22 protein-coding genes, 16 tRNA genes and 1 rRNA gene (1 of these 39 only partly in view) are annotated in these 25,793 nt (G+C 58.3%); 35 read left to right on the top strand and 4 right to left on the bottom strand.

All coding sequences use genetic code 11. The features are described 5' to 3' along the window. From GXP70_RS24960 to GXP70_RS24850, 23 genes are all read left to right on the top strand, one after another. Positions 1-1,522 (top strand): 23S ribosomal RNA (locus tag GXP70_RS24960); it begins 1,404 nt to the left of the window's first position. Between the two features lie 85 nt (positions 1,523-1,607). Beyond that, positions 1,608-1,683: transfer RNA gene (locus tag GXP70_RS24955), tRNA-Asn, on the top strand. A gap of 5 nt (positions 1,684-1,688) precedes the next feature. After that, positions 1,689-1,779: transfer RNA gene (locus GXP70_RS24950), tRNA-Ser, on the top strand. Positions 1,780-1,851: 72 nt separating this feature from the next. Further along, positions 1,852-1,926, top strand: a tRNA-Glu gene (locus GXP70_RS24945). 78 nt (positions 1,927-2,004) lie between these two features. Then, positions 2,005-2,080 (top strand) — tRNA-Val (locus GXP70_RS24940). A gap of 18 nt (positions 2,081-2,098) precedes the next feature. Continuing rightward, positions 2,099-2,175 (top strand) — tRNA-Met (locus GXP70_RS24935). A 34-nt stretch (positions 2,176-2,209) separates the two neighbouring features. Further along, positions 2,210-2,286: transfer RNA gene (locus tag GXP70_RS24930), tRNA-Asp, on the top strand. A 14-nt stretch (positions 2,287-2,300) separates the two neighbouring features. Further along, a tRNA-Phe gene (locus tag GXP70_RS24925) sits at positions 2,301-2,376 on the top strand. Positions 2,377-2,400: 24 nt separating this feature from the next. Continuing rightward, positions 2,401-2,476 (top strand) — tRNA-Thr (locus tag GXP70_RS24920). Positions 2,477-2,485: 9 nt separating this feature from the next. Further along, positions 2,486-2,569 (top strand) — tRNA-Tyr (locus GXP70_RS24915). 10 nt (positions 2,570-2,579) lie between these two features. Further along, a tRNA-Trp gene (locus tag GXP70_RS24910) sits at positions 2,580-2,653 on the top strand. 21 nt (positions 2,654-2,674) lie between these two features. Then, positions 2,675-2,750: transfer RNA gene (locus GXP70_RS24905), tRNA-His, on the top strand. A 32-nt stretch (positions 2,751-2,782) separates the two neighbouring features. Beyond that, a tRNA-Gln gene (locus tag GXP70_RS24900) sits at positions 2,783-2,858 on the top strand. Positions 2,859-2,862: 4 nt separating this feature from the next. Beyond that, positions 2,863-2,937, top strand: a tRNA-Gly gene (locus tag GXP70_RS24895). Between the two features lie 10 nt (positions 2,938-2,947). Further along, positions 2,948-3,021, top strand: a tRNA-Cys gene (locus GXP70_RS24890). A 16-nt stretch (positions 3,022-3,037) separates the two neighbouring features. After that, positions 3,038-3,114, top strand: a tRNA-Arg gene (locus GXP70_RS24885). An 8-nt stretch (positions 3,115-3,122) separates the two neighbouring features. Next, positions 3,123-3,204 (top strand) — tRNA-Leu (locus tag GXP70_RS24880). A gap of 447 nt (positions 3,205-3,651) precedes the next feature. Next, positions 3,652-3,945 (top strand): LiaF transmembrane domain-containing protein, encoded by a 294-nt coding sequence (locus GXP70_RS24875; protein WP_162359313.1) that lies wholly within the window; start codon positions 3,652-3,654, stop codon positions 3,943-3,945. 94 nt (positions 3,946-4,039) lie between these two features. After that, positions 4,040-4,738, top strand: coding sequence for a PspA/IM30 family protein (locus GXP70_RS24870; protein WP_162359312.1), 699 nt, complete (start codon positions 4,040-4,042; stop codon positions 4,736-4,738). Further along, the gene (locus GXP70_RS24865; RefSeq protein ID WP_162359311.1) at positions 4,735-5,241 is read left to right on the top strand and encodes a PspC domain-containing protein; all 507 of its coding nucleotides are present in this window, start codon (positions 4,735-4,737) and stop codon (positions 5,239-5,241) included. The genes GXP70_RS24870 and GXP70_RS24865 overlap by 4 nt, the downstream gene beginning before the upstream one ends. A gap of 2 nt (positions 5,242-5,243) precedes the next feature. Next, positions 5,244-5,933, top strand: coding sequence for a PspA/IM30 family protein (locus tag GXP70_RS24860; RefSeq protein WP_162359310.1), 690 nt, complete (start codon positions 5,244-5,246; stop codon positions 5,931-5,933). A 207-nt stretch (positions 5,934-6,140) separates the two neighbouring features. Beyond that, on the top strand, positions 6,141-7,283 hold the full coding sequence (locus tag GXP70_RS24855; protein ID WP_225442547.1) for a sensor histidine kinase: 1,143 nt from the start codon (positions 6,141-6,143) through the stop codon (positions 7,281-7,283). Continuing rightward, the gene (locus GXP70_RS24850) at positions 7,240-7,917 is read left to right on the top strand and encodes a response regulator transcription factor (protein ID WP_162359309.1); all 678 of its coding nucleotides are present in this window, start codon (positions 7,240-7,242) and stop codon (positions 7,915-7,917) included. The genes GXP70_RS24855 and GXP70_RS24850 overlap by 44 nt, the downstream gene beginning before the upstream one ends. Positions 7,918-8,094: 177 nt before the next feature. On the opposite strand, the gene mobB is transcribed toward GXP70_RS24850, so the two are convergent. Next, positions 8,095-8,649 carry a molybdopterin-guanine dinucleotide biosynthesis protein B gene (mobB, locus tag GXP70_RS24845; protein ID WP_162359308.1) on the bottom strand — a complete coding sequence of 185 codons (555 nt, stop codon included), beginning with the start codon at positions 8,647-8,649 and terminating at the stop codon, positions 8,095-8,097. A gap of 125 nt (positions 8,650-8,774) precedes the next feature. On the opposite strand from mobB, the gene GXP70_RS24840 reads away from it, so the two are divergent. Further along, positions 8,775-10,136 carry a molybdopterin molybdotransferase MoeA gene (locus GXP70_RS24840; protein ID WP_192043391.1) on the top strand — a complete coding sequence of 454 codons (1,362 nt, stop codon included), beginning with the start codon at positions 8,775-8,777 and terminating at the stop codon, positions 10,134-10,136. 342 nt (positions 10,137-10,478) lie between these two features. Here GXP70_RS24840 and GXP70_RS24835 read toward each other — a convergent pair whose 3' ends face one another. After that, positions 10,479-11,801 (bottom strand): hypothetical protein, encoded by a 1,323-nt coding sequence (locus GXP70_RS24835; protein ID WP_162359307.1) that lies wholly within the window; start codon positions 11,799-11,801, stop codon positions 10,479-10,481. 372 nt (positions 11,802-12,173) lie between these two features. Further along, entirely contained in the window at positions 12,174-12,557 is a 384-nt protein-coding gene (locus GXP70_RS24830; protein WP_162359306.1) for a hypothetical protein, read from the bottom strand. Between the two features lie 197 nt (positions 12,558-12,754). Between GXP70_RS24830 and GXP70_RS24825 the strand changes: the two genes are divergently transcribed. The 9 genes from GXP70_RS24825 to GXP70_RS24790 all read left to right on the top strand — a co-directional run bounded on the left by GXP70_RS24825 (position 12,755) and on the right by GXP70_RS24790 (position 22,933). Then, complete coding sequence (locus tag GXP70_RS24825; RefSeq protein WP_162359305.1) at positions 12,755-13,654, top strand: YwmB family TATA-box binding protein; 900 nt, start codon at positions 12,755-12,757, stop codon at positions 13,652-13,654. 126 nt (positions 13,655-13,780) lie between these two features. Beyond that, a complete protein-coding gene (gene zwf, locus GXP70_RS24820; protein WP_162359304.1) occupies positions 13,781-15,340 on the top strand; it encodes a glucose-6-phosphate dehydrogenase in 1,560 nt (519 codons plus the stop codon). Positions 15,341-15,749: 409 nt separating this feature from the next. Further along, complete coding sequence (locus GXP70_RS24815) at positions 15,750-17,336, top strand: peptide chain release factor 3 (protein WP_162359303.1); 1,587 nt, start codon at positions 15,750-15,752, stop codon at positions 17,334-17,336. A 51-nt stretch (positions 17,337-17,387) separates the two neighbouring features. After that, complete coding sequence (locus GXP70_RS30105) at positions 17,388-17,510, top strand: hypothetical protein (protein ID WP_263864044.1); 123 nt, start codon at positions 17,388-17,390, stop codon at positions 17,508-17,510. Between the two features lie 187 nt (positions 17,511-17,697). Then, positions 17,698-18,705: a LacI family DNA-binding transcriptional regulator gene (locus tag GXP70_RS24810; RefSeq protein WP_263864043.1), complete on the top strand. Its 1,008-nt coding sequence runs from the start codon at positions 17,698-17,700 to the stop codon at positions 18,703-18,705. Between the two features lie 52 nt (positions 18,706-18,757). Beyond that, positions 18,758-19,924, top strand: a complete 1,167-nt coding sequence (locus tag GXP70_RS24805) for a Gfo/Idh/MocA family protein (protein WP_162359302.1) — start codon at positions 18,758-18,760, stop codon at positions 19,922-19,924. 39 nt (positions 19,925-19,963) lie between these two features. Continuing rightward, entirely contained in the window at positions 19,964-20,587 is a 624-nt protein-coding gene (locus GXP70_RS24800) for a ThuA domain-containing protein (RefSeq protein WP_162359301.1), read from the top strand. A gap of 42 nt (positions 20,588-20,629) precedes the next feature. Further along, on the top strand, positions 20,630-21,724 hold the full coding sequence (locus GXP70_RS24795) for a Gfo/Idh/MocA family protein (protein ID WP_192043390.1): 1,095 nt from the start codon (positions 20,630-20,632) through the stop codon (positions 21,722-21,724). Positions 21,725-21,853: 129 nt separating this feature from the next. Then, positions 21,854-22,933 carry a Gfo/Idh/MocA family protein gene (locus tag GXP70_RS24790; protein WP_162359300.1) on the top strand — a complete coding sequence of 360 codons (1,080 nt, stop codon included), beginning with the start codon at positions 21,854-21,856 and terminating at the stop codon, positions 22,931-22,933. A gap of 390 nt (positions 22,934-23,323) precedes the next feature. On the opposite strand, the gene GXP70_RS24785 is transcribed toward GXP70_RS24790, so the two are convergent. Then, entirely contained in the window at positions 23,324-23,563 is a 240-nt protein-coding gene (locus tag GXP70_RS24785; protein WP_162359299.1) for a small acid-soluble spore protein SspI, read from the bottom strand. A gap of 135 nt (positions 23,564-23,698) precedes the next feature. Between GXP70_RS24785 and GXP70_RS24780 the strand changes: the two genes are divergently transcribed. Together GXP70_RS24780 and GXP70_RS24775 are read left to right on the top strand one after the other, a co-directional pair. After that, positions 23,699-24,373 carry a potassium channel family protein gene (locus GXP70_RS24780; protein WP_263864042.1) on the top strand — a complete coding sequence of 225 codons (675 nt, stop codon included), beginning with the start codon at positions 23,699-23,701 and terminating at the stop codon, positions 24,371-24,373. 71 nt (positions 24,374-24,444) lie between these two features. Continuing rightward, positions 24,445-25,194, top strand: coding sequence for a TrmH family RNA methyltransferase (locus GXP70_RS24775; RefSeq protein ID WP_162360668.1), 750 nt, complete (start codon positions 24,445-24,447; stop codon positions 25,192-25,194). The last annotated feature ends 599 nt before the right edge of the window (positions 25,195-25,793 follow it).

Here is a 25,793-nt window from a genome sequence, read left to right as displayed (position 1 = left end):
GCCGAAAGGCGTAGTCGAAGGACAACAGGTTGATATTCCTGTACCACCGTAAGCCGTTACGAGCAATGGGGTGACGCAGAAGGATAGTGACGCGGGCTGATGGATGCCCGTCCAAGCAGTGAGGCTGGTGCGTAGGCAAATCCGCGCATCGTAAGGCTGGGCTGTGATGGGGAGCGAAAATTGCAGTAGCGAAGGTCATGCGTTCAGGCTGCCAAGAAAAGCCTCTAGCCAGGCGAAGGTGCCCGTACCGCAAACCGACACAGGTAGGCGAGCAGAGTATGCTAAGGCGCTCGGAAGAACTCTCGTTAAGGAACTCGGCAAAATGACCCCGTAACTTCGGGAGAAGGGGTGCCTCGGTAGGGTGAATAGCCCGAGGGGGCCGCAGTGAAAAGGCCCAAGCGACTGTTTAGCAAAAACACAGGTCTGTGCGAAGCCGTAAGGCGAAGTATACGGGCTGACGCCTGCCCGGTGCTGGAAGGTTAAGGGGAGTGGTTAGGGGCAACCCGAAGCTATGAACCGAAGCCCCAGTAAACGGCGGCCGTAACTATAACGGTCCTAAGGTAGCGAAATTCCTTGTCAGGTAAATTCTGACCCGCACGAATGGCGTAACGACTTGGGCGCTGTCTCAACGAGAGATCCGGTGAAATTTTAATACCTGTGAAGATGCAGGTTACCCGCGACAAGACGGAAAGACCCCATGGAGCTTTACTGCAGCTTGATATTGGACTTTGGTACGATCTGTACAGGATAGGTGGGAGCCTAGGAAGCCGGAGCGCCAGCTTCGGTGGAGGCATCGTTGGGATACCACCCTGATCGTATCGGAGTTCTAACCTGGTACCGTGATCCGGTACAGGGACCGTGTCAGGTGGGCAGTTTGACTGGGGCGGTCGCCTCCTAAAATGTAACGGAGGCGCCCAAAGGTTCCCTCAGAATGGTTGGAAATCATTCGTAGCGTGCAAAGGCATAAGGGAGCTTGACTGCGAGACCTACAAGTCGAGCAGGGACGAAAGTCGGGCTTAGTGATCCGGTGGTACCGCATGGAAGGGCCATCGCTCAACGGATAAAAGCTACCCTGGGGATAACAGGCTTATCTCCCCCAAGAGTCCACATCGACGGGGAGGTTTGGCACCTCGATGTCGGCTCATCGCATCCTGGGGCTGAAGTAGGTCCCAAGGGTTGGGCTGTTCGCCCATTAAAGCGGTACGCGAGCTGGGTTCAGAACGTCGTGAGACAGTTCGGTCCCTATCTGTCGTGGGCGTAGGAAATTTGAGAGGAGCTGTCCTTAGTACGAGAGGACCGGGATGGACGCACCGCTGGTGTACCAGTTGTTCCGCCAGGAGCACCGCTGGGTAGCCAAGTGCGGACGGGATAAGCGCTGAAAGCATCTAAGCGTGAAGCCCCCCTCAAGATGAGATTTCCCAGTACGTAAGACCCCTTGAAGACGACGAGGTTGATAGGTTCGAGGTGGAAGCGCAGCAATGCGTGGAGCTGACGAATACTAATCGGTCGAGGGCTTATCCAACATGCATGCTCTTTAGCTAATGAATACCTTTCGCAAAGGTTCGTATCCAGTTTTCAGGGTGTAAATTGCCTGAATTGAATATTGTTCCCTGATAGCTCAGTTGGTAGAGCACTCGACTGTTAATCGAGTTGTCACAGGTTCGAGTCCTGTTCGGGGAGCCATTTATGGAGAGCTGTCCGAGTGGTCGAAGGAGCACGATTGGAAATCGTGTATACGTTAACCGCGTATCGAGGGTTCGAATCCCTCGCTCTCCGCCATTTTCACCCCAAAAAGTGAAGTGGCGAGTTGGAGGTTATTCCGATTACTTTTCGGGGGCCCCATACGAATAAGGCCCGTTGGTCAAGTGGTTAAGACACCTCCCTTTCACGGAGGTAACAGGGGTTCGAGTCCCCTACGGGTCACCATTTTCTTCAAAAGTCTTCAAAAAAAGACTTGCATTGAGCAGCATGAATGAGTTATAGTATTACTTGTCGCTCAAATATGGAGGCTTAGCTCAGCTGGGAGAGCATCTGCCTTACAAGCAGAGGGTCGGGGGTTCGATCCCCTCAGCCTCCACCATGAATCATTTCATACTATCGCGGGGTGGAGCAGCTCGGTAGCTCGTCGGGCTCATAACCCGAAGGCCGCAGGTTCAAATCCTGCCCCCGCAACCAATTACCTTCGGTGTCATACCGAGAACTATAATGTGGAGCCGTGGTGTAGAGGCCTAACATGCCTGCCTGTCACGCAGGAGACCGCGGGTTCGAATCCCGTCGGCTCCGCCATTATAACCATGCTTGGCTCGGTAGCTCAGTCGGTAGAGCAGAGGACTGAAAATCCTCGTGTCGGCGGTTCGATTCCGTCCCGAGCCACCATTTCAGACAAGCAATGAATCATATGCCGGTGTAGCTCAGTTGGTAGAGCAACTGACTTGTAATCAGTAGGTCGTGGGTTCGACTCCTATCGCCGGCACCAGTTTTTTATGGAGGATTAGCGAAGTGGCCAAACGCGGGAGACTGTAAATCTCTTCCTTCGGGTTCGGTGGTTCAAATCCATCATCCTCCACCATTTACATCTTAGGGGCATAGTTTAAAGGTAGAACAGCGGTCTCCAAAACCGTTAGTGTGGGTTCAATTCCTGCTGCCCCTGCCAAATGAATTCAATCGTTGCATGGCGATCGTGGCGAAGTGGTTAACGCACCGGTTTGTGGATCCGGCATTCGTGGGTTCAATTCCCATCGGTCGCCCCATTCAACTCGAGAATTCAAACGTCATACAGTGTTGGGGATTAGCCAAGCGGTAAGGCAACGGACTTTGACTCCGTCATTCCCTAGGTTCGAATCCTAGATCCCCAGCCATTGTGCGGAAGTGGCTCAGCGGTAGAGCATCGCCTTGCCAAGGCGAGGGTCGCGGGTTCGATTCCCGTCTTCCGCTCCATTTTTAATCTGGCGCCATAGCCAAGTGGTAAGGCAGAGCTCTGCAAAAGCTTTACCCCCAGTTCGAGTCTGGGTGGCGCCTCCACAATTTTTTACAACATGTGCCCTTAGCTCAGCTGGATAGAGCGTTTGACTACGAATCAAAAGGTCAGGAGTTCGAATCTCTTAGGGCACGCCATAAAGTAAGCCGGTGTGGCGGAATGGCAGACGCGCGCGACTCAAAATCGTGAGGGAAACCGTGGAGGTTCGAGTCCTCTCACCGGCACCAACTTTACTTTAAATTGTGAGAACTATAGACGCTGATTGGATCTAGTCCAATCGGCGTTTTTTCATTTTACTTGATAACCGCGGCGGCTGGCGTTGAATGAACGTATTCAGATCATCGTGATTCGGATGAATCGCGTCCAACTGGCTTTCAAGCTGTAAGCGGTTTCGGAGCAGGGAGTTGTCAGGCCTCTGAGACATTTGATCTTTGCAGGCCTTCTACTGTGATGAGGAGTGTCCGAAGGGCGGCAGCGGCGGGCGTTGGTGGGTTGTTCCGTCTAAGGGTCTGCAGGCTCCCCGCCTGAGGTCTAGGGTGAAATACCGTCGCGGGTCCGTTTTGAAGCGCGGCAAAACAACCTACAATAAGGACATAAGCAAGAAACGAATCAAAAGCAAGGCAGGGCTCGTAAGAGTTACTAACGTTGAACGAATGGAAAGGCGGTGAAATGACATGAACGGAAGAAATGCACTTGGCGCAATATTGGTTGTATTCGGCGGATTGATGGTCATGAAGTTTCTAGGTATTCATCTGGGTTGGATCGTTGGACTTCTGATGCCCTTCATCCTGATTGGTCTGGGCGTAGTCGGGATTCGCAACGAAAGCAAAATTATCGGCTCGATTCTGATCGTCGTAGGCGGTCTGATGCTTCTCCCGAAACTGTTCGGCCTGCTCTCGCTTCTGATCGCGGTCGTGTTGATCGTAGGCGGCATAACGTTGTTCAAGAATCAAGGGAAGCGCATCTAATCGAAACCGTCCTGACACGGTGCTAACGATCGTAAGAAAACGACCGGCTTGGCTGCAATAATCGTTAACGTTCGGAACGAAGGAGGATCAAGCAATGAGCATTATGCGAAGAGTGAGGGATATGACGGTCGCGACGCTGAATGAGCGGCTGGAGAAGGCCGAGGATCCCGTCAAGCTGATCGATCAGTTTCTATGGTCGACGCGGGAAGAAATCATTCAAGCCGAGAAGCTGTATCAGCAGTGCGCCGGACACGGCAATCATCTGAAGGCGCAGTGGCAGCAAGCGGAACAGTTGAAAGAAAAACGCGAGCAGCAAGCGATTATCGCCTTGAAAGCAGGCGAGGATCACGTCGCCAGAATCGCCTTGATGGAGAAAGCGTCCAGCGAGGAGCGCGCCGAACAATACCGCGGGCTGTACGAGCAAGCCGCGCACAGCATCAGAGAGCTTGAAGAGCAGCTTCGTGAGCTGCGCAGCGAGTATCAGAGCGTTTACGATAAACGGGAATATTTCGCGGCACGGATGGAATCGCTTCGGCTGCAGCAGCGCTTGAACGAGCGCTATGCGCAGAACGGCGTGTTCAACTCCGCGCCGGGTCAACAGTCATCCGGCATATTTCGCCGGCTTGATGAGAAAATCAGCGATATGGAGCTTGAAGCCCGCAGTCTCCGCGACTTGCGCAAGGCCGGCCAGGAATGGATCACGAACACCGGCCAGACCGTACAAAATACGATTGAGCGCGAGATGGAGCAATTGAAGCGCAAGCTGCAGCAGGAAGGATGGAAATCGCAATGAAGAAGCTGTATCGATCGCGACGCGATAAGAAGTTGTTCGGCCTTTGCGGCGGACTTGCCGAGATGCTGAATGTCGATGCGACGCTGGTGCGGATTCTGCTGATCGTCGTCACGGTCTTTACGAGCGGCGCATTGATCCTGGTATATATTTTGGCCGGCTTGGTCGTTCCGAAGAATCCGTATGAATTCGACGGCGGCTACGGACACGGTCCAAGCGGATACGGCGGCGGTTGGAACAGCCATAACCATGGACCGTACAACGGCGGCAGCAATTACGGCAACGGCCAAGGTCAAGGCAATGGATTCGGCGGAAGCTCCTACGGAAGCTCTTACGGATCACCGTCCCAACCCGGGCCGACATGGCAGAAGCCGCCCGCGCAAACGCAGGCGCATGCTTCTACGAACATCGATGCGATGATGGAAGATTTGGAGAAACGCGCGCTGAAGAAGGAAATTGAAGAGCTTCGCTCAAAACTGGCCAAACACGAGAAGGGAGATGTGTAACAATGAGTATTTTCAAACGTATGAAAGATATGACGAAAGCTTCGATTCACGAGCTGTTGGATAAAATGGAAGATCCGGTTGTCATGCTGAACCAATATTTGCGCGACATGGAGGCCGAGATTCATGCGGCGGAACTGACGGTCGCGAAGCAAATGGCGAACGAACGCCGGATGCTGCAGCGTCTGGAGGAGGCGGTAAGAAGCGGCGCCGACCGCGAGTCGAAAGCCGAGACGGCGCTTCGCGCCGGTCAGGAAGAGCTGGCACGCAAGCTGCTGGAAGAGAAGATTTTCTTCGACCAGAAGACGGCCGAATTCACGGAGCTGCACGTAAGCGCCAAGGCGCAAGCCGAAGAGCTGATGAACCAGCTGCATGGCATGAAGGACGAATACTACCAGCTTCGCAACAAGCGCAATGAGCTTGCGGCCCGCGCTCAAATGGCGAAGGCGAAGAAGCAAATGGCGCAAGTAACCGCGGTGCACACGATCGAAAGCGGCAATGCGTCGCGCGGCTTCGGCCGGATGGAAGAGAAGATCATGCAATTGGAAGCGGAAGCAGACGTCATGCGCGTACCGTTCGGCTCCTACAACGGACCTTCGGCGGCGGCACGTCCGGTCGATCCTTCCAAGCAGCTGCAAGTCGAAGAACAGCTGCAAGCGCTCAAGAATCGCCTGAACCCGCCCACAGCCGAATAACGTAGGATGGAATAAAGGAACACGATGCCTCGAAATATAAGAACTAACCGTACGCACGATGCTTCAAAGCTTATATTTCATCGGAATGGAACCCGCTGCGCCGTCTAAGGACGGCGACAGCCGTTTCACTCGCGTTGGTCGATGCGCTTCGCCGGCATCGGCCTACGGCATGTTTTGGCGCGTTCATACATAGGAAGGAGGAGGGCCTTGAGCGATTCATCATCTTACCGCCGCGAAGAACCGAAGGTTCCGGCCGAAAGCCCGGAGATGCTTCCCGATCAGGCCGGTCCGCCGGTTACTTATCCCGGCAATCCGCCGGCGGCGCTCGTCCAGGCTGCCGATAAACGGCGCAATGTAGCGGAGACCGTGCTGTGGCTGTTCGTGATTCTGGGACTGAGCGTGCTCGTGCTGCAGGGGACCGGTTACTTGAAGCTGTTTGCCCTGCAAAGCAAGGCGGCGTTGATCGGATTGACGGTCATCGCGACGGCGCTCGTTTTTGCCGCGGTGTATAGTTATTTGCAAGGCGTGAAGCTGCGCGAAGCGCTCAAGCGGCTCTCGGATCAACAGCGGCGCAAACGGCAGCGCGTTACCATTCCGGGAGATGCCGGCGCCAGCGATGGGCAGGATGAACTGTCCGAAGAGGATGAGGCATGGACGGAGCAGGTGCGGTTCACGGCGGTCATCGAGGAACGCCAACGTCTGGCGCGCGAGCTGCATGACGCGGTCAGCCAGCAGCTGTTCGCCATCTCCATGACGGCTACGGCGGTCAGCCGGACGCTGGAGAAGGATTGGGAGCGCGCGAAACGTCAGGTGCAGCTTATCGAGGAGATGGCATCCGTGGCGCAATCGGAAATGCGCGCGCTGCTGCTGCATCTTCGGCCGGTGCATCTGGACGGGAAGCATCTGAGCCAGGCGCTTCACAGTCTCGTCGACGAGCTGAAGCAGAAGGTGCCGATGACGATTACGCTGGAAGCTGACGTCGCCGTGAAGCTTGGCGGAGAAGCGGAGGATCATCTGTTCCGGATCGCCCAGGAGGCGCTATCCAATTCGCTGCGGCATTCCAAGGCGGACCAGCTGAACATTTATTTGCAGCAGGCAGGCAATTTCGTGCGATTGACGGTTCAAGACAACGGCGTCGGCTTCCATGCGGAGGAGAAGAAGCAAACGTCGTACGGCTTGCTGACCATGGAAGAGCGCGTGAATGAATTGGGCGGCTCCATGAAGCTGATTACATCGCCGGGCAATGGCGTTATCATCGATATACGGGTGCCGTCGGCATCCCATGACGGAGGAGGACTATCACCGAATGGAAGCGATCGAACAAATGGACAGCATCGAACAGCCTATTAAAGTACTGCTGGTCGACGATCATGAAATGGTGCGTATCGGTCTGGCGGCCGTGCTGAACACCGAGGATGGCATTGAAGTCGTAGGCGAGGCAAGCAACGGCCAGGAAGGCATCCGTCTGGCGCAGGCATACCTGCCCGACGTCGTTCTGATGGATCTCGTGATGGACGGCATGGACGGCGTGGAGACGACCCGGCGATTGATGGAGCTGTATCCGGATTGCAAGGTCATCGTGCTGACGAGTTACCTGGACGACAGCAAAATGTATCCGGTCATCGAGGCGGGCGCGTTCAGCTATCTGCTGAAAACGTCGCGCGCGAACGAAATCGCCGAAGCGATCCGCGCCGCGGCGCGCGGTCAATCCGTGCTGGAATCGCAAGTCGCCGCCAAAATGATGAACCGTTTCCGCCAGCCGAAGACGGAAGCGGCAAAGCCGCTGCACGAACAGCTGACGGATCGGGAAATGGACGTGCTCAAATGCGTCGGCAAAGGCCTGTCGAATCAGGAAATCGCGGAAGAGCTGTTCATCGGCATCAAGACGGTTAAATTCCATGTGACGAATATTTTTGCGAAGCTGGGCGTGGAAGACCGGACGCAGGCGGCGATTTATGCGCATAAACAAGGACTTGTCGATTAATTATTGCATGTGAATGACGTGAATGACCGGCGTCATGGGTTCGCGCGAGACGTTTGGAATTGGCGACGAAGCCGGGATTTCGGCCGTGCTTCATCGACAGAGGCAGAGAGAAGACGCTTATTGGGAGCGTCTTTTTTTGTGTTGGGCATGCAATCGACGGGGATCGGTAAGAGCCGGTTATCGCGGTCGCGGTGTCAGCCGCTTGCGAATTTCCGATGCGATATGCGCGTCGTCGTCGATCGTGAAGGCAGGGCAAGTCAGCTCCGCGCGAAGCGGCTCCGCTTCTGGCCACAGCATGGCTATCCATGGTTCGCTAAGACCGAGCAGCTCGCGATCGTTCGTCTCGCGCAGCAGGATGATTTTGGGATGATGCTCTTGCTTGAAGCCTTCGACAAGCACGACATCCGCATGCCGCATATGCGCAAGCAAGCCCGAGAGCGGTTCTGGCCGATTGCTGATGATCGCGCTGCGGGAGGCGGAGCTGATCGCGGTCATGTCCGCGCCGGCTTCCTGGTGCTTCCACGTATCCGTGCCGGGCTTGTCCATGTCGAACTCGTGGGCGTCGTGCTTGACGGTGCCGACGATCAAGCCCGCTTGCTTCAGGCGCCGGACGAGCTTGGCGATCAGCGTGGTTTTGCCGCTGTTCTTGTAGCCGACGATTTGGATCACGAACGGCACGCGTTCCGGCTGCGCCGGGTTGTTCGCGGTTTGCGAGAAGTCCAAGGAGTTCAAGGCCTCATTGCTCCTTTCGAATCGGTCAGTCGATAGGGTCGATTATACCATATGGCGTATCCACGCCTTCGCCGTATTCTGATACAATGGAAAGAAAATACCGAAGCATCGTTAGCGGAGGAAGCATGAGCGAAGGGCATCTGCAAGGAGAGGCGCGGTTTCGCAGGCGCGCCATTAAAGTCGACGAGGCGATGCGCCTCGTCATCGAGGCGGCCGAGCCGGGGCGGCGGGAATCCGTGGCGCTGTGGGAGGCCGGCGGCCGGCGGCTGTCGGAGGCGGTCTGCGCGACGACGGACTGGCCGCCTTTCGCGCGGGCCGGACTGGACGGATTCGCCGTCCGCAGCGCGGATACGGCGCAGGCGTCGCCGGGCTCGCCGGCGACGCTGCGCGTAGCGGCCACGGTCGCCGCCGGCGGGCTCGCCCCGGCGGACGTGGCACCGGGCACCGCCGTTCGCATTATGACGGGCGGCGCCGTGCCCCCGGGGGCGGACGCCGTCGTCATGCTGGAGCAGACGGCGGACGCCCGGGTTGGCGGGCAGCCGGCGGTGCAGGTGCGGAGCGCCGCCGTGCCCGGGCAGAACATCGCGCCGCGGGGCGAGGAGTTCCGCTGCGGCAGCGCGTTCGCGCGGCCCGGCGAGCTGCTGCGGCCGGGCCATCTGGCTCTGCTCGGCACATTCGGCTATGCCCATGTGCCGGTGTTCGTGCGGCCGCGCGTCGCGGTGCTCGCGACCGGCGCCGAGCTGCTGCCGGTCGAGGCGCCGCTTGCGCCCGGCCGCATCCGCGACAGCAACAGCGCGATGGTGGCCGCGCTCGTTGCGCAGCACGGCGGCGTGCCGGTCCAGCTCGGCCGCGTGCCGGACGAGCCCGGCGCGGCGGCCGAAGCGATCGCGGGCGCGCTGCTGCATTGCGACCTGATCGTTACGACCGGCGGCGTGTCGGTCGGCGATTATGATGTGATGGCGAGCCTGCTCCGGTCCATCGAGCGCTCGTCTGCGGCGGCGGAAGGCGGAGCTGCCTCGGAGGAAGCGGGGTGGCAAGCAACCGCGCCGCCCCAGGCGGACCTGCTCCCGCAGGACAGCCGGCTGCTGTTCAACAAGGCAGCGATGCGGCCGGGGGCGCCGACGTCCGCGGCGATCGTGTCCGGCAAGCTGCTGCTCGCGCTGTCGGGCAACCCCGGGGCTTGCTTCGTCGGCTTCGAGCTGTTCGCGCGGGCCGCGCTGCTGCGCTTGCAGGGCGTAACCGAAGCGGCGGCAAGGCCGAAGCAGGCGACGGCCAGGCTGGCCGGCAGCATCGACAAAGGAAGCCCGCATGAACGATTCGTCCGGGCGCGACTTTATACCGGGAACGGCACGCTCTATGCGGAGCCGCTCGCTTGGGGCAAATCGAGCATGATGGCGTCCATTCCCGCCGCGGACGGTTTGATTCGCCTTCAAGCGGGCCCGCAAGGCGCCGCCGCCGGCGAGATTGTGGAGGTTATTGTACTCTAGGGAGGAACGGGTTCCCGGGCTTGTACCGCAGTCAGTTTCTGGAGCTTGAATCGGTCCGTAGCCCCATTCTGTATCCGAGCTTCTACTGCGGTTAGTGGATTCGCCTCGTAATCCGATCTTGTAACCTGATCATAGATCAAGACCAGCGGCCCGGTTCCGCATTTCGATCTCTTAACCAGAACTTCTATCATGGACAGTGGCTCCGTACTGAATTCGTTCCAGTAATCCGGTCTTGTATCGCGGTCTGCAGCTCGGTTCCATAGCCTGTCCAGCATCCGGCCCAATATCTCGGTTCCGCATCTCGTTCCGTAATCCAGAGACTCGACGATACCATCCCGCAGCCTACAAAACGCCATTCACATGAAACCCGCTCAGCCGCACCTGCAAGTAAAGCTCGGAGGATGCGCCGTAACGCGCAAACGGTCGAAACGCGCTCGCCTTGACGTTGATCAGCGCCTCAGTCGGCAGGCTTGTCATGCGCCGCAGCTCCTCTGCAAATGCGGCGGCGAATCCGCTGCGTCCCGTGAGCTGCAGCTGCAGCTCCTCGAATTGCGTGCTTGCCGCAGCCAGCAGCTGTCCTTCATCCAGCTGCCAGGAGCCGTCCGCGATCCGCCGCAGCCCGGCTGTCAGTGCGCCGCCATGCGCTATCGCCGCTTCGATGCTGCGCATGAACGACGGCTCAAGGCCGCCCCGGGCCTGGCCATGGACGGCACGCAGCGTATTGACGCCCTCGACTAAGGCGCGCAGCTGTTCCGAAGCGAAGGAGAGATCGGGCACCACGCGGACGGCGATGGCGGCGGCGCGGTCCGCAAAGGTCAAATCAAGCATGATCTGATTGTTAAGGAGCGTTATTTCATTCGTGGAAGCGCTCTCGAAGGCTTCTTGGTCCACGGCATATACGGCATTGGAAGCGGCGGACGCCACGCGTCCGATGCCGCTGCTGCCGACAAGGCTGCTCCCGCCGGCATCCTCGAGATTGAACGCATGCTCCGTTCCGGGATGCTCCGCGCGCAGCTCCAGACGCACGATGCCTGACTGCGGCTCCGTCTCCAGCCCGGCGATAACTCCGAGCTCGCCGGCATTCACTGCATCGCGCAGCTTTCGCAGGACGGCGATATTGGAGGCCCCGTGCTGTACGGGAATGGTCAGCAGCCGTTCGCCGAAGCTGCCCGAGAAGTTCACGCGATGTATGCCCGGCGGAATAACGGACGGTGCGAAGGGCATGACGTCAAAGCCGATATTGCGCTGGGGGCGCGCGACCGACGCGACATGAAGAGTGAATGGTCCGATCGGAGCCTCGTTCCCGGCGCGGCCGATAACTTCCCCGTCCGCGATTACGCTGCGCTTCGCAAAGACGGAGGAACGGCGCAGCAAGAGCGCGGACAACGTTTCTTCGATCGCGTGGCATTGCGCAAGCCAGGCGTCCGCGGCTTCCAATGCGGCCAGCAGCGATGCGCGCGCTGCTGCGGGCATGGAAGCGGGAAGGTCGGCGTATGCCGGTCTGGACATCCGCGCCTTCTTCGCCTTGCCGGCGCCATTGTTCAGGTAACCGTAAAGATCGTCATAGACATACGGATACATCGCGTATCTCTCAACAGGGATAACGGGCTCGTTCGAGCGCCGAACGGTTCCGAAGACAGCCGGTACCGAGTACGGCATTACCATAGCAATCGCCTCCGACAACGGATTGTGTTATTCTAAACATACCAGATAAATGCGGCGTTGTACCAAACAGGCAGGAATAATGTTGCAGAACGTGATCCGATTCGTTTCAAGCAGGCCGTTTTCCAATCCTCCCTCGACCTTGTTTACAGCCGAACCGTTCGTGCCGCACGGCCTGAGGTTGACTGCCGTCGATGCGCCGTCGCACTTCGTGCAGAAAAGCTGCAAGAAATCATGACGCTCGGCATTCGAAGGCTTTCGAAGCCATTCGAAGGCAATCGAAGGCATTCGATGGCAATCGAGCGGACAAGCCCCGGCACAACCAGAGCCCGAGTCCCGCTCAGGGAGCGTAAGGCCCGGGCGTTCGAGAAGCGCTTAAATGAGCAGGAACAGGAAAGCGATCGAGGCCAGCTCGAAAGCAGCCGCCTCGCCGAACCAGCCGCCGTATCCATAATAGTCGCTATAATACGGATCGTAGGGATAATAGGCTTGCGTTTGCGCGGTTTCCTTCGGCTTGCTTTCTGCCGTCGATTTGCCTTTCTTCTGCTTCTTGCTCTTCTGATTCGTTAATTTGCCTTGTTGTTGAACGCCGACGGTCGCATTGGCAGCCGCTTCCGCGCGTTCGTTCAGCATGATCCGTCCTTCATGACAGCGGCTCAAGACGCCGAAATGTCGTTTACCCTCCGTCGTGACAACGCAAACCGCCATGCCGCAAAACTGCTTGATATGATCTTCTTGCAACGGATAAATTTGTTCCATCTAGGCTGTTGACACCTCCTCTGGCTGTTTATGAAATCCAGGGCTCTGCATGGACTTCTCCGGAATGAAACGCGCGCCCCCAGAGGGAAGACCCTGAGTCGTTTCACCTTGTGACAGTGTATTCACCCAGCGGCGGATGCGTATGGATAGATACCCAATTCGCCCTGCAATAGAAGCTGAGCGAGGAGTGGATGTGCATGGATGAAAAGTCTCCGAAATTGATTCCGATTCGGTCGATGAAACGCAAGCGGTTTCCGCAAGCCGGCGTTTTCGCGGCGCTGCTCATACTTGCCGGAGCGATCGTCTGGGCCGTTGCGAACGGCAGGGGCGGACAAGGCGCGGAACCGTACCATCCGCTGCGCGCCGACCTCGAAGCCGTCTGGACGTGGAGCGATCCGGAGTTCGCCGGCGGCGCGCAGCTCGCGCAATGGACGTTCCGCTGGGACGGGTCCGCCCGCTTGGAGGAGGCGAAACGTCTCGCGTCCGGTCTCGGCATTCCGCTAAGCGGTCCATTGTCCGAAGGGAGCGGCTCGATCGACGTGGTCGCCTCGGATTCGACCTATAAACTGACGCTGTGGATCCATTCGCAGCAAGCTGCGGAGCAAGCGGCCGATACGGATGCCGACGGCAAAACCGGCGAGGTTGCTGGCAAGGACACGAACAAGGTAGCGGACAAGGACACGAACCTGTCTTCCGCGCAAGCCGAGAATGCGCTTTACGACGTCGTCCTGCTGCTGGACGCGCCGGATCATGCGGACAAGCAGGCGATTCTGAGCGAGGTCGGCAGCGTGGAGAAGGCGATCGAGCACGAGGAGATCGAGCTTCGGGGCGGCTTCACCGTCAAAGGAACCGCGGCCGGGGACGGAGCGGGCGCACAGATCGCGAAGATTGCTTCCGCCAAGGAAGCGGAAGCTTACAAGGACGGCAGCACGAGCAGCTTGACGTATTTCAGCGACAAGCTGGGAAGCAAGGTGCAGAGCGGGGAGCAGCCGGTGAATTTGCAGATCGCCGAGTCGGTTCCGAAGGCTGGCGAAGCGCCGGAATTGGTTATCGGGGTGCCGCTTATAACCGGCGATTATGCACGGCAGCAGGAGTGAAAGTTTTGGTTTGGCACCGCGTTTTTTTATGTTCCGATGAATAGCATCTAACCGCTTGTTATGCTAAACTACATTAAAAGCTTCTTGTCAACCGATGCATAAAAATACATATGAGAGAATGAGGGAATGACCGAAGTGAACAAACACGAAACCATAGCCGCAGAAGGTGCGGTTTACTATTTGTTTGGGGCGACCGGCGATTTGGCTCGCCGCAAACTTTTCCCTGCGCTTTTCAGCTTATATAAGGAAGGCAAGCTGGCCGAGGATTTCGCCGTTGTCGGCCTTGCGCGCAGACCGCGCACGAACGAACAATTCCGCGCCGACGTTCACGAATCGATCGCCGAATTTTGCCGGTATAAGGTGGAGGACGCCGAGAAGTGGGAACGCTTCGCATCCCATTTCGTCTATATGTCGCTCGACATCAACAACGTTGACGGATTCCGCGAGCTGGACCGCCTGTCGAAGGAACTGGACGCGCAGTTCGGCATTCCGGGCAATCGGCTGTTCTATCTGGCGCTTGCGCCCGAGCTGTTCGGACCGGTATCGTTCAATCTGCGCGACGGCGGCATGCTGGACTCGCATGGCTGGAACCGCCTCGTCATCGAGAAGCCGTTCGGCTACGACCTGGAATCGGCCCGCAAGCTGAACGCGCAGCTGAGCCAAGTGTTCAAGGAAGAGGAGATCTATCGGATCGACCACTACTTGGGCAAGGAAATGGTGCAAAATATCGAAGTGCTCCGGTTCTCCAATGCATTTTTCGAGCCGCTGTGGAACAATAAGCATATCGCCAACGTGCAAATCACGCTGTCGGAGACGGTCGGCGTCGAAGAGCGCGGCGGTTATTACGATAAGTCCGGCGCGCTGCGGGACATGGTTCAGAACCATATGATGCAGATGCTGTCGATGATCGCCATGGAACCGCCAAGCCGTCTGCATCCCGAAGACATTCGCGACGAGAAGGTGAAGGCGCTTCGCTCGCTGCGTCCGTTCGAATCGGGCGAAGCGGTGGCGGCGAACGTGATCCGCGGCCAATACAGCGAAGGCGAGAGCAAAGGCAAGCCGCTGACGGGCTATCGCCAGGAGGATTCCGTCAATCCGCAGTCGGCGACGGAAACGTATTTCGCGGCGCGCGTATTCGTGGACAATTTCCGCTGGGCGGGCGTTCCGTTCTATATCCGCACGGGCAAGCGGCTGCCGGTGAAGACGACGGAAGTCGTCATTGAATTCAAGAACGTGCCGGACAACATCCTGTTCGCGAACCGCCACGATTTGGCGCCGAACCTGCTCGTCATCCGGGTGAACCCGATGGAAGGCATCTATATTAAAATCAATGCGAAGAAGCCTGGCGTCGACAACGTCGTGCAGCCGGTATCGATGGAATTCTGCCAAAGCTGCCAGGTCGGCATCAATACGCCGGAAGCGTACGAGCGTTTGATCTACGACGCGGCCCGCGGCGAGTCGACCTACTTCACCCGCTGGGACGAAGTCGCGCAGGCGTGGTCGTTCGTGGACCGCATCGCCGACGCTTGGCGCGAAGACGGCGGCGCGAGCTTGCAGCTCTATCCCGCGGGATCGTGGGGGCCGGAGCGCACCGACAAGCTGCTCGCCCAGGACGGTTTCCATTGGTGGCCGGTCAACGGGCAGGCGGAAGACAATGTGATCTGGATTTCGGGCGGTCCGAAATAGCGAAACGATTGGCGAAGCGCAGGGGCTGAGCGGGCCGGTTATGTATCTGCATCATCGATTGACGATAGCGGTGCGCAGCGATGATAGCGAAGAGGCTTGGCCGCTTGGGCCGTATACAACCAAGCCCCGGCTTGCCGCATCGGCTGCGGCACGCACGCAGGCGCACCGCTGCATATGCTGAAGGATCGCGGAACAATCGAGACCATCGTTCGGGGACAATTGGCGGCTGCGGCCGCCGCGCTCATTTAATCGCAACAACGTCATTATCTTGGAAGGGCTGCGATCGATGGATATCGCGCCAGGCAGTTATTGCAGGGTCATTGCGCCGCTTAAGCTTGCGGGAATCGATGCGGCTTTCAGCCTGCACGCTCCCGACCGGCGGCATGTAAAAGGGACGAAGGGAACTATCATGAGCAAAACAATTGCGGATGAAATCAAGCAAGAAGTCGAGAAGCGGCGCACGTTCGCCATTATTTCTCACCCCGATGCGGGGAAAACGACGCTGACGGAGAAGCTGCTCCTGTTCGGAGGCGCGATCCGCGAAGCGGGATCGGTCAAGGCGCGCAAAGCGAGCCGTCATGCGACGAGCGACTGGATGGAAATCGAGAAGCAGCGGGGGATTTCGGTTACGTCTTCCGTCATGCAGTTCGATTACAGCGGCCACCGCGTCAATATTTTGGATACGCCCGGTCACCAGGACTTCAGCGAAGACACGTACCGGACGCTGACGGCCGCGGACAGCGCGGTCATGCTGATCGACGTCGCGAAAGGCGTCGAGGCGCAGACGATCAAGCTGTTCCAGGTCTGCAGCCGGCGCGGCATTCCGATCTTCACGTTCATTAACAAGCTGGACCGCGAAGGCCAAAACCCGTTCGATCTGATGGAAGAGCTTGAGCGCGTGCTCGGCATCCGGGCCGTTCCGATGAACTGGCCGATCGGCATGGGCCGCGAGCTGTGCGGCGTCTACGACCGCATGAAGAACCAGGTAGAGCTCTTCCGGGGCAACGACCATTCGACGATCGAAGTGCAGAAGGTCGCGGATTACAACGATCCGCATATCCGCGAGATGGCCGGCGACTATCTGACCGATCAGCTGATCGCGGATTTGGAGCTGCTGGACGTCGCGGGCGATCAGTTCGATTATGACAAGGTCCGCGCGGGCGAGCTGACGCCGCTCTTCTTCGGGAGCGCCGTGAACAACTTCGGCGTGCAGACGTTCCTTGAGAATTTCCTGCAGCTTGCGCCGGCGCCGACGTCGCGCCAAAGCACAAGCGGTCCGGTGGAACCGACGAACGAGAAGTTCTCGGGCTACGTGTTCAAAATCCAGGCGAATATGAATCCGGCCCACCGCGACCGGATCGCGTTCCTGCGCATCTGCTCCGGCCGGTTCGAGCGCGGCATGACGGTTCGCCACGTACGCAACGGCAAGGACATCAAGCTGTCGCAGCCGCAGCAATTCCTGGCGCAGGACCGCGATATCGTCGAGAACGCGTATCCGGGCGACATTATCGGCTTGTTCGATCCCGGCATCTTCCGGATCGGCGATTCGTTATCCCAGGGCAGCGAGATCGTCTTCGACGAGCTGCCGACGTTCTCGCCGGAGCTGTTCGCGAAGGTGACCGTCAAGAATGCCTTGAAGCATAAGCAGTACCAGAAGGGCATCGACCAGCTGACGGAGGAAGGCACCATTCAGGTGTTCCATTCCACGGGCAGCTTCGACGAGACGATTCTCGGCGTTGTCGGCCAGCTGCAATTCGAGGTGTTCGAGCATCGGATGCGCGCTGAGTACGGCGTAGACATTATGCTGCACCGGATGCCGTTCCAATTCGCGCGCTGGATCGTCGACGACAAGATCGATCCGTCCAAATACCGGATCAACTCGACGCTCGTGAAGGATAAGAAGGACAACTACGTGGCGCTGTTCGAGAACGAATACGCCATGCGCACGGCCATGGATAAGAATCCGACCTCCAGGTTTCTGGAGATGGCGCCTTAAGACGACGAAGAAGACCTCGCTTCCGTAGATGTACGGGCGCGAGGTCTTTTTTTGGGCTTAGTATCGTGTATCGTCGTATCGTGTATCGTCCTGCCGGATCCATCGCCGCGCCTCGTCGGGCTAACCGCTGCGATGGAGCGCGACAACCGCGCGGCATTGATCGGCATGGAATAGCGGCTCATCGCATTTACAAAGGTTTACAAAAATAATTGGAACCATCGCCTATATAGTTACATCAATAGACAAGATTCTTCGTTGACAAGACTTGACGGTCATGAGAAAATGTACGCGTGTACATGACAATCTTTAGGAAGAACGGGAGGAAGGACTTATCCGTAAAAAGGTCGCTGAGCTTGCCGGCGTGTCGGAGGCGACGGTTTCGCGCGTGCTTAGCGGCGGAGGGGCTGTAAAGGAAGAAACGGCGAGACGCGTTCTCGAGGCGGCGCAGCAGTTGAATTACGTGCCGAGCGCGCTTGCGCAGCGGTTCGCGCTGCGAAAGAGCGGCAATCTGGGCGTTATCCTGCCGATGCTGCCGAAAGTGAATTTGTTCTCGACGTATTATTTTTCCGAAGTGCTGAGCGGAATCGGCATGACGGCCAAACAGCGCGGATATGACCTGTTGCTGCTTTTTCGCGAACCTCACGAGCCTAGAGACTACGCCAATTTATTTCGCACCCAGAAAATCGACGGCTGCATCATCGTCGGTGCGCAGGATACGCCGTCCGAACGTGAAGCCTTAGCTGAATTGAAACAAGGCCATTACCCGTTCTGTCTCGTCAACCAGCGTTTTGAAGGCGAAGCCTACAACTCGGTGGATGCCGATCAACGGACGGGCAGCATCGATGCGGTTCGGCATTTGGTATCGCAAGGCTGTACCCGGATCTGCTTCTTGAACGGACCATCGGAATACTCCAACAGCGAGGATCGGCTGCTCGGTTACCGTCAAGCGCTGGAGGAGGCCGGGCTGTCGTTCCTGCCGGAGCGCGTGCTGCTGGGCAACTACAGCCGCAAGAGCGGCTACTTGCAAGCGAAAGCGGTTGCAGCGCTCGTGCGCGAAGGACGCATCGACGCCGTCATTGCCGCGAACGACCGGATGGCGATCGGATTGCTGCAAGGCTTGAAGGAGCTGGGCATCCGCGTCGGCGAAGAAATCGCGCTTATCGGCTGCGACGATTCCGACATCGTGCGCATGACGGATCCGCCGCTGACGTCGATTCGCGTGCCGTTCTTCGAGATTGGCTGCGAAGCCGCTTCGAAGCTGCTGGACATCGTGACGAATACCGAGGACGCGGAAGCCTTCGCGGTGAAACTGCCGGTCAAACTGATTGAACGCGCTTCTTCTTCGGCGGAAGACGCGAAGAAAGCCTGACGCGCATTCGGACTTGCTTGCCAACAAATCTGATGAGAGGTGGAATTGTACGATGAGCAATATTCGCATAGGGATGATCGGTTATAAATTTATGGGGAAAGCGCACAGCAACGCCTACCGCGCCATGCCGATGTTCTTCCCGAACGTCACGCGCCCGCAGATGACGGCGATTTGCGGCCGCGACGCCGCAGGCCTGGAGCAGGCACGCTCGCAATTCGGCTGGGAGAGCGCCGAGACCGACTGGCGCAAGCTTGTCGAACGCGACGATATCGATGTCGTGGACATTAATGCGCCGAGCGACGCGCACAAGGAAATCGCCATTGCCGCCGCGAAGGCAGGCAAACATATTTTCTGCGAGAAGCCGCTTGCGCTGAATCTGGCGGACTCGATCGAAATGCTGAATGCGGCCGAGAAAGCGGGCGTCAAGCATATGGTCGGCTTCAACTACCGTTTCGCTCCGGCTGTCCAGCTGGCGAAGAAGTTGATCCAAGAAGGCCGCCTCGGCAAAATCTATCATTTCCGCGGCTTCTTCCTGCAGGATTGGATCGTCGATCCGGAATTCCCGCTCGTCTGGCGTCTGCAGAAGGACATTGCCGGCTCCGGCGCCCATGGCGACCTTGGCGCGCATGTCATCGACATGGCCCGTTTCCTCGTCGGCGAATTCAACGAAGTGATCGGCATGAGCGAAACGTTCGTCAAGGAGCGTCCGCTGCTGACGGCGACGACCGGCGGACTCACCGCGAAAGCCGATAAGGAAGCGCCGAAGGGCGAAGTGACCGTCGACGACGCGACGCTGTTCCTCGCTCGCTTCGCGAACGGCGCTCTCGGCAGCATAGAAGCGACGCGCTTCGCGCAGGGCCATCGCTGCACGAACTCGTTCGAGATCAACGGCAGCAAAGGCAGCATCAAATTCGACTTCGAGCGGGTGAACGAGCTGCAGGTATTCTTCGCCGACGACGAGGGCGACGTGCAGGGCTTCCGCCGCGTGCTGGCGACGGATGCCGCGCACGCGTACAGCCAGAACTGGTGGCCGCCGGGTCATACAATCGGTTACGAGCATACGTTCACGCATGAAATGGTCGAGTTCATGAATGCGATCGCGGAAGACCGCCAGCCGGTTCCGAACTTCGCGGACGGCGTGGAATGCCAAGCGGTGCTCGAAGCGGTCGACAAGTCCATCGAGGAGCGCCGTTGGGTCGCGATCTCGGAGCTGCGTTAATCGAACTTATTTCAACTAATCATAGAGGATGGTTTTGACATGAGAAAAGCATTGATCGTATGGGGCGGATGGGACGGCCATCAGCCGAAGGAAGTCGGGGAGATCTTCACGGGCTTGCTGCGCGAGGAAGGCTTCGACGTAACGGTATCGGATACGCTGGAGTCGTTCGAGAATGCGGAGCTGATGGCGAGCCTTGACCTGATCGTGCCGGTATGGACGATGGGCCAAATCAAGCAAGAACAGCTTCGTCCTTTGCTGGATACGGTCAACGCGGGCTGCGGCATCGCGGGCTGCCATGGCGGCATGGGCGACGCCTTCCGCAACGAGACGGACTTCCAATTCATGGTCGGCGGCCAATGGGTCGCGCATCCGGGTAATGACGGCGTTCGCTACGACGTCAACCTGGTTGACGAGAACGAGCCGTTGACGAGCGGCATCGGCGATTTCGAAGTGATCTCCGAGCAGTACTACATGCATGTCGATCCGGCGGTTAAGGTTCACGCGACGACGAACTTCGGCGACGTGAAAATGCCGGTCGTCTGGACGAAAACATGGGGCCAAGGCCGCGTGTACTACAACTCGCTGGGACACCAGGCGAATATCGTCGCCATGCCGCAGACGCTCGAACTGATGCGCCGCGGCTTCCTCTGGGCCGCCCGTTAATCCGGTCCTCATCCATTCGAACCATTCTAGGAGGATTCCATCATGAAGCCAGTTAAAGCAGGCATTATCGGCTGCGGCAATATCAGCCATATCTATTTTACGAACTTGAAAACCTATCCCGAGATCGAGCTTGTCGCTGCGGCCGATATCGATATCGAGCGCGCGAAAGCCCGCGCTGCCGAGTTTAACTTGGAAAAAGCGTACACCGTCGAGCAGCTGCTGGCGGATCCCGAGATCGAAATCGTCGTCAACTTGACGATTCCGAAAGCGCACGCGTCGGTATGCTTGCAGGCGCTTGAAGCGGGCAAGCATGTCTACGTCGAGAAGCCGATCGTCGTTACGCGCGAGGAAGGCAAGCAGGTGCTGGAGCTGGCCGCAGCCAAAGGGCTGCGCGTGGCAAGCGCGCCGGAGACGTTCCTCGGCGCCGGCATCCAAACCTGCCGCAAGCTGATCGACGACGGCGCGATCGGCACGCCGGTATCGGCGACGGGCTTCATGATCGGCGGCGGCCACGAGAGCTGGCATCCGGATCCGGAGTTCTACTATCAGATCGGCGGCGGCCCGATGTTCGATATGGGGCCGTACTACTTGACGGCGTTCGTTACGTTGTTCGGCCCGATCAACCGCGTAACGGGCTCCGCGCGCATCTCGTATCCGGAGCGGACGATCACGAGCGAGAAGAAGCGCGGCCAGACAATCGTCGTCGAAACGCCGACGAACATTACCGGCGTGCTCGATTTCGAGAACGGCCTGATCGCCACGCTGATTACGAGCTTCGACGCGAAAGCGGGCACTACCCTTCCGAACATCGAAGTGCACGGCAGCGCGGGCACGCTGCTCGTACCGGATCCGAACGGCTTCGGCGGCACCGTCAAGCTGCGCCGCGCCGGCGGCGACTGGGAAGAAATCGCGCTCACGCACGGTTACGAGAACAACAACCGCGGCATCGGCGTGGCTGACATGGCGCGGGCGATCCGCGAGGGCGGCCAGCACCGCGCGAACGGCGAAATGGCGTATCACGTGCTGGAAGCGATGCACGGCATTCACGATGCATCCCGCGACGGCAAGCACTACAAGATGGAGAGCACATGCTCGCGTCCCGAGCCGATGCCGGAGCTGGAGACGCAGTCGAGCTAATTCTCGCGTGCGAGCGAAAAAATTTCGTACATTGACGTACGATAGCGTATACTGCAGGTAGGGCTGCAGCCTGCCCGTCATGGGCAGGCTGCTTGCATTTTATTATCGGAGCAGAGGAGATTACAGCATATGCAACCTGTAAAAGTCGGCGTTGTCGGATGCGGCAACATCAGCCAAATTTATTTCACGAACTTGAAGAAATATCCGGAGATCGACCTGGTGGCCGCGGCCGACATCGATCTGGAGCGCGCGAAGATGCGCGCCGAGGAATTCGGCCTGTCCAAAGCTTATACCGTGGAGCAGCTGATGGCGGATCCCGAAATCGAAATCGTCGTCAATCTGACGTTCCCGAAAGCGCATGCGAGCGTATGCCTGCAGGCGCTCGAAGCCGGCAAGCATGTCTATGTCGAGAAGCCGCTTGCCGTTACCCGCGAGGAAGGCCGTAAAGTGCTGGAGCTGGCAGCCGCGAAAGGGCTTCGCGTCGCAAGCGCGCCGGAGACGTTCCTCGGCGGCGGCATCCAAACCTGCCGCAAGCTGATCGACGACGGCGCGATCGGCCAACCGATTTCCGTGTCCGGCTTCATGATGGGCGGCGGTCCCGAAGGCTGGCATCCGGATCCGGAATTCTTCTACGAAGTCGGCGGCGGCCCGATGTTCGATATGGGGCCGTACTATCTGACGGCGTTCATTACGCTGCTCGGTCCGATTCGCCGAGTGACGGGCTCGGCGGTCATCTCCTATCCGGAGCGGACGATCACGAGCGAGAAGAAGAACGGCAAGGTGATGAAGGTCGAGACGCCGACGCATATCGCGGGCGTCCTCGATTTCGAGAGCGGCGCCGTCGGCACGCTCATCACGAGCTTCGATACGAAGGCCGGCACGTCGCTGCCGAACATCGAGGTTCATGGGAGCGCCGGCTCCTTGCTCGTGCCGGATCCGAACACGTTCGGCGGAACGGTGAAGCTTCGCCGTCTGGGCGGCGAATGGGAAGAGGTACCGCTGACGCATGCCAACACCGACAATAACCGCGGCATCGGCGTAGCCGACATGGCGCGCGCGATCCGCGAGGGCGGCCAGCACCGCGCGAACGGGGCGATGGCCTATCACGTGCTGGAAGCGATGCATGGCTTCCATGACGCGTCGCAGGGCGGCAAGCACTACATCATGGAGAGCACGTGCGAGCGCCCTGAGCCGATGCCGGCGCTGTAAGGCTAGAGTACGGTTTCTTAATCGAAGAGCTGCATCACGCATACAGAACGAACGGCAGCCTGTCCATTACCGATGGACAGGCTGTTTGCGCTGCATGAAGCGATTGGCGTTGCAACGAAGCGCGTGGTCGGTTTACATGAGAAAGCGAAGCGCGAGGAAGAATAAGCCTAGCTGTATTCGTACCTGAATCGCGGGCGTCGGATTGAAGAATCGGGCGTCGTTGTCGGACTGTACGGAACGCGAGGAGCGAGTTGTTGCCGGAGACAGCGGGAAACGCAGGCATGCGCAGAAGCGCCGAACGGGATGTTGGCGCTTGCTGCTGCGTATTAAGCGCATGCCGCGAGCGCGGCTGCATGCGGGAAATGCTGCTTATCGGGAATCGCTATAAGTTTAGCTGGGACTTGGAGGCGCGGACGCGGCATCTTGATGCAGATGGTTGTATAAGAGCTCGACCATCCGGTTTCGCTCGGGCGTCTTGCTGTCCTGCCAGATCATTTCGAACAGGACGCCAAGACCGGGCAGTGCCCGTTCATCGGCGCCGATGGAGCCGTCGATGACGTCGGTCAATTCCTCGCCGGATTTATTTTGGACTCGACGGACGATTGCTTGCCGCAAATCAAGATTGTTCAAACCTATCCCTCCATCACCTGATTTCCCGATTAATATCTCCCATCGGAGGGGATTTCATAAGCGGCGCGATTCGGTTATCCCCGGAAGTTATGCTATAATAAGCTAACTTGATTATCGTTGCGGGAGGGTCATGGGTTGGCGAAAACGAAGAAGCAGTACGCCGTGATCGGCATGGGGCGGTTCGGATCCAGCGTAGCGCAAGAGCTGTCCAAGCTGGGTTTCGATGTCCTGGCCATCGATGCGAGCGAGCAGAGGATACAAGAGGTATCCAACTGGGTCACCCATGCGGTGGCGGCGGATTCCACCGACGAGGAAGCGATGCGCTCGCTTGGCTTGCGTAATTTCGACGTCGTGATCGTGGCGATCGGCGAAGACATTCAAGCCAGCATTCTGACGTCGCTTATTCTGAAGGAGCTGGGCGTGCCGGAGCTGATCGTGAAGGCGCAGAATGCGCTGCACGGCAAAGTGCTGGACAAGATCGGCGCGAACAAGGTCGTGTTCCCCGAGCGGGACATGGGGCTGCGGGTCGCGCATCATCTGATCTCGCCGAACATTCTGGAATACATCGAGCTCTCCGACGATTACGGCATCGTCGAGATGAAGGCGCCGCGCTTTACGATCGGACGGAACCTCATGCAGCTCGAAATCCGGCCCAAGTTCAGATGCAATGTGCTTGCGATCAAACACGGTACGGACAATGTCACGATCTCGCCGAACGCCGAGGACGTCATCCGGGACGGCGACGTGCTCGTCATCGTCGGCAAGACCGAAGATTTATCCGAATTAGAACTTTCGTATGCGGAAGGCTGAATAGAGACGTGAGGAACCAGAATAATCGAACGGCAAGCATTACTTCGCTGCAAAATGAAAAAGTGAAAGCGATGGCGGCGCTCCTGGAGAAGAAGCACCGGGACCGTGGAGGACGCTTCCTGATCGAAGGCGTACACCTGGTTCAGGAGGCGCTGCTTGCGGGCGCGGACGTCGAGACGATCGTCATCGATGCCGAGCGCGGCGTACCGGCCGAGCTGAGAACGCTGCTTGGACAAACCGACTGCGAGCTGATCGAAGCGACGCCCGCCATTATGGCGAAATGCACGGGCACGGATTCGCCGCCGCCCGTATTCGGCGTCGTCGCCAAACCGAAGGCGGGCGATGCGTCCCTGTATAAGCCCGATTCGCTCGTCGTCGTGCTGGACGGGGTGCGCGATCCGGGCAACGTTGGCACCATTATCCGAAGCGCGGATGCCGTCGGCGCGGATGCCGTCATTCTCGGCCGCGGCTGCGTCGATCTGTACAATCCGAAGACGGTGCGCTCGACGATGGGCTCGCTGTTCCATCTGCCCGTGATCGAGGGCGACCTGGCAGAGCTGCTGCCGGAAGCGAAGAAGCGCGGCATTCATCTCGTCGGGACGAGCCTGCAGGCGACGGCGACATGCTACAGCTACGACTGGAGCGGGCCGACCTGGCTGCTGCTCGGCAGCGAATCCCACGGCCTGTCGGAAGCGGCGCTCGCACAGGTCGATACGCGGATGATCATCCCGATGCACGGCCGCTCGGAATCGCTCAACGTGGCGATGGCTTCGACGGTGCTGTTGTATGAGGCGATGCGGCAGCGGCGATATTCAACGTAAATAAACTCATCACAGAGCAAGCAATGCATTCGTATTATCAGGTTAACCAGTCTTTTCTGGTTGGCCTTTTTTTTATGGTCGTTTTACGATAACGATAGCCGGGAGAAAGAGGTGGCTGTAGGGGGGCGGACCCCGTAATAACACGGTTCTCCCACTATCCTAGTGACCATGTTTGAGCTGGTTGAGGCTATGACCTCGCATCACAAGCGAAGCTATGGGTTTGGAACGATCGCGGGCGTGCCCGGCCTGGTTAACGAATTCGCTGATGTAAGAATATATTACGTAAAGTGCGATCGAATTTCCTCCTTTTTATCGAGAAACCTGACATGGGGGCCGCAATTAGAGACGTGAGTTGCTCGTATGCCGAATGCTATTCCTACAACACGACAAGAATGGAAAGAGTTCAAACAACGGCGCCTTGTTGCTTTTTCCGTGTAAAAACGAACGATAATAGTCCGCGTAGAATAAATGTTCGCCAACGGGATGATTACAGGGGCTGGAAACTATTTTCCGAAATAATCATTGTCAAAATAAACGTTCTGCGTTAAAGTATGAATATGGAATGTGAGGTAATATGACATATAAAACTGATTCTAACG

This window comes from Paenibacillus lycopersici, from assembly GCF_010119935.1.
Taxonomy (GTDB): Bacteria; Bacillota; Bacilli; order Paenibacillales; family Paenibacillaceae; genus Paenibacillus_Z; species Paenibacillus_Z lycopersici.
This window is presented reverse-complemented; position numbering and strand designations above follow the sequence as displayed.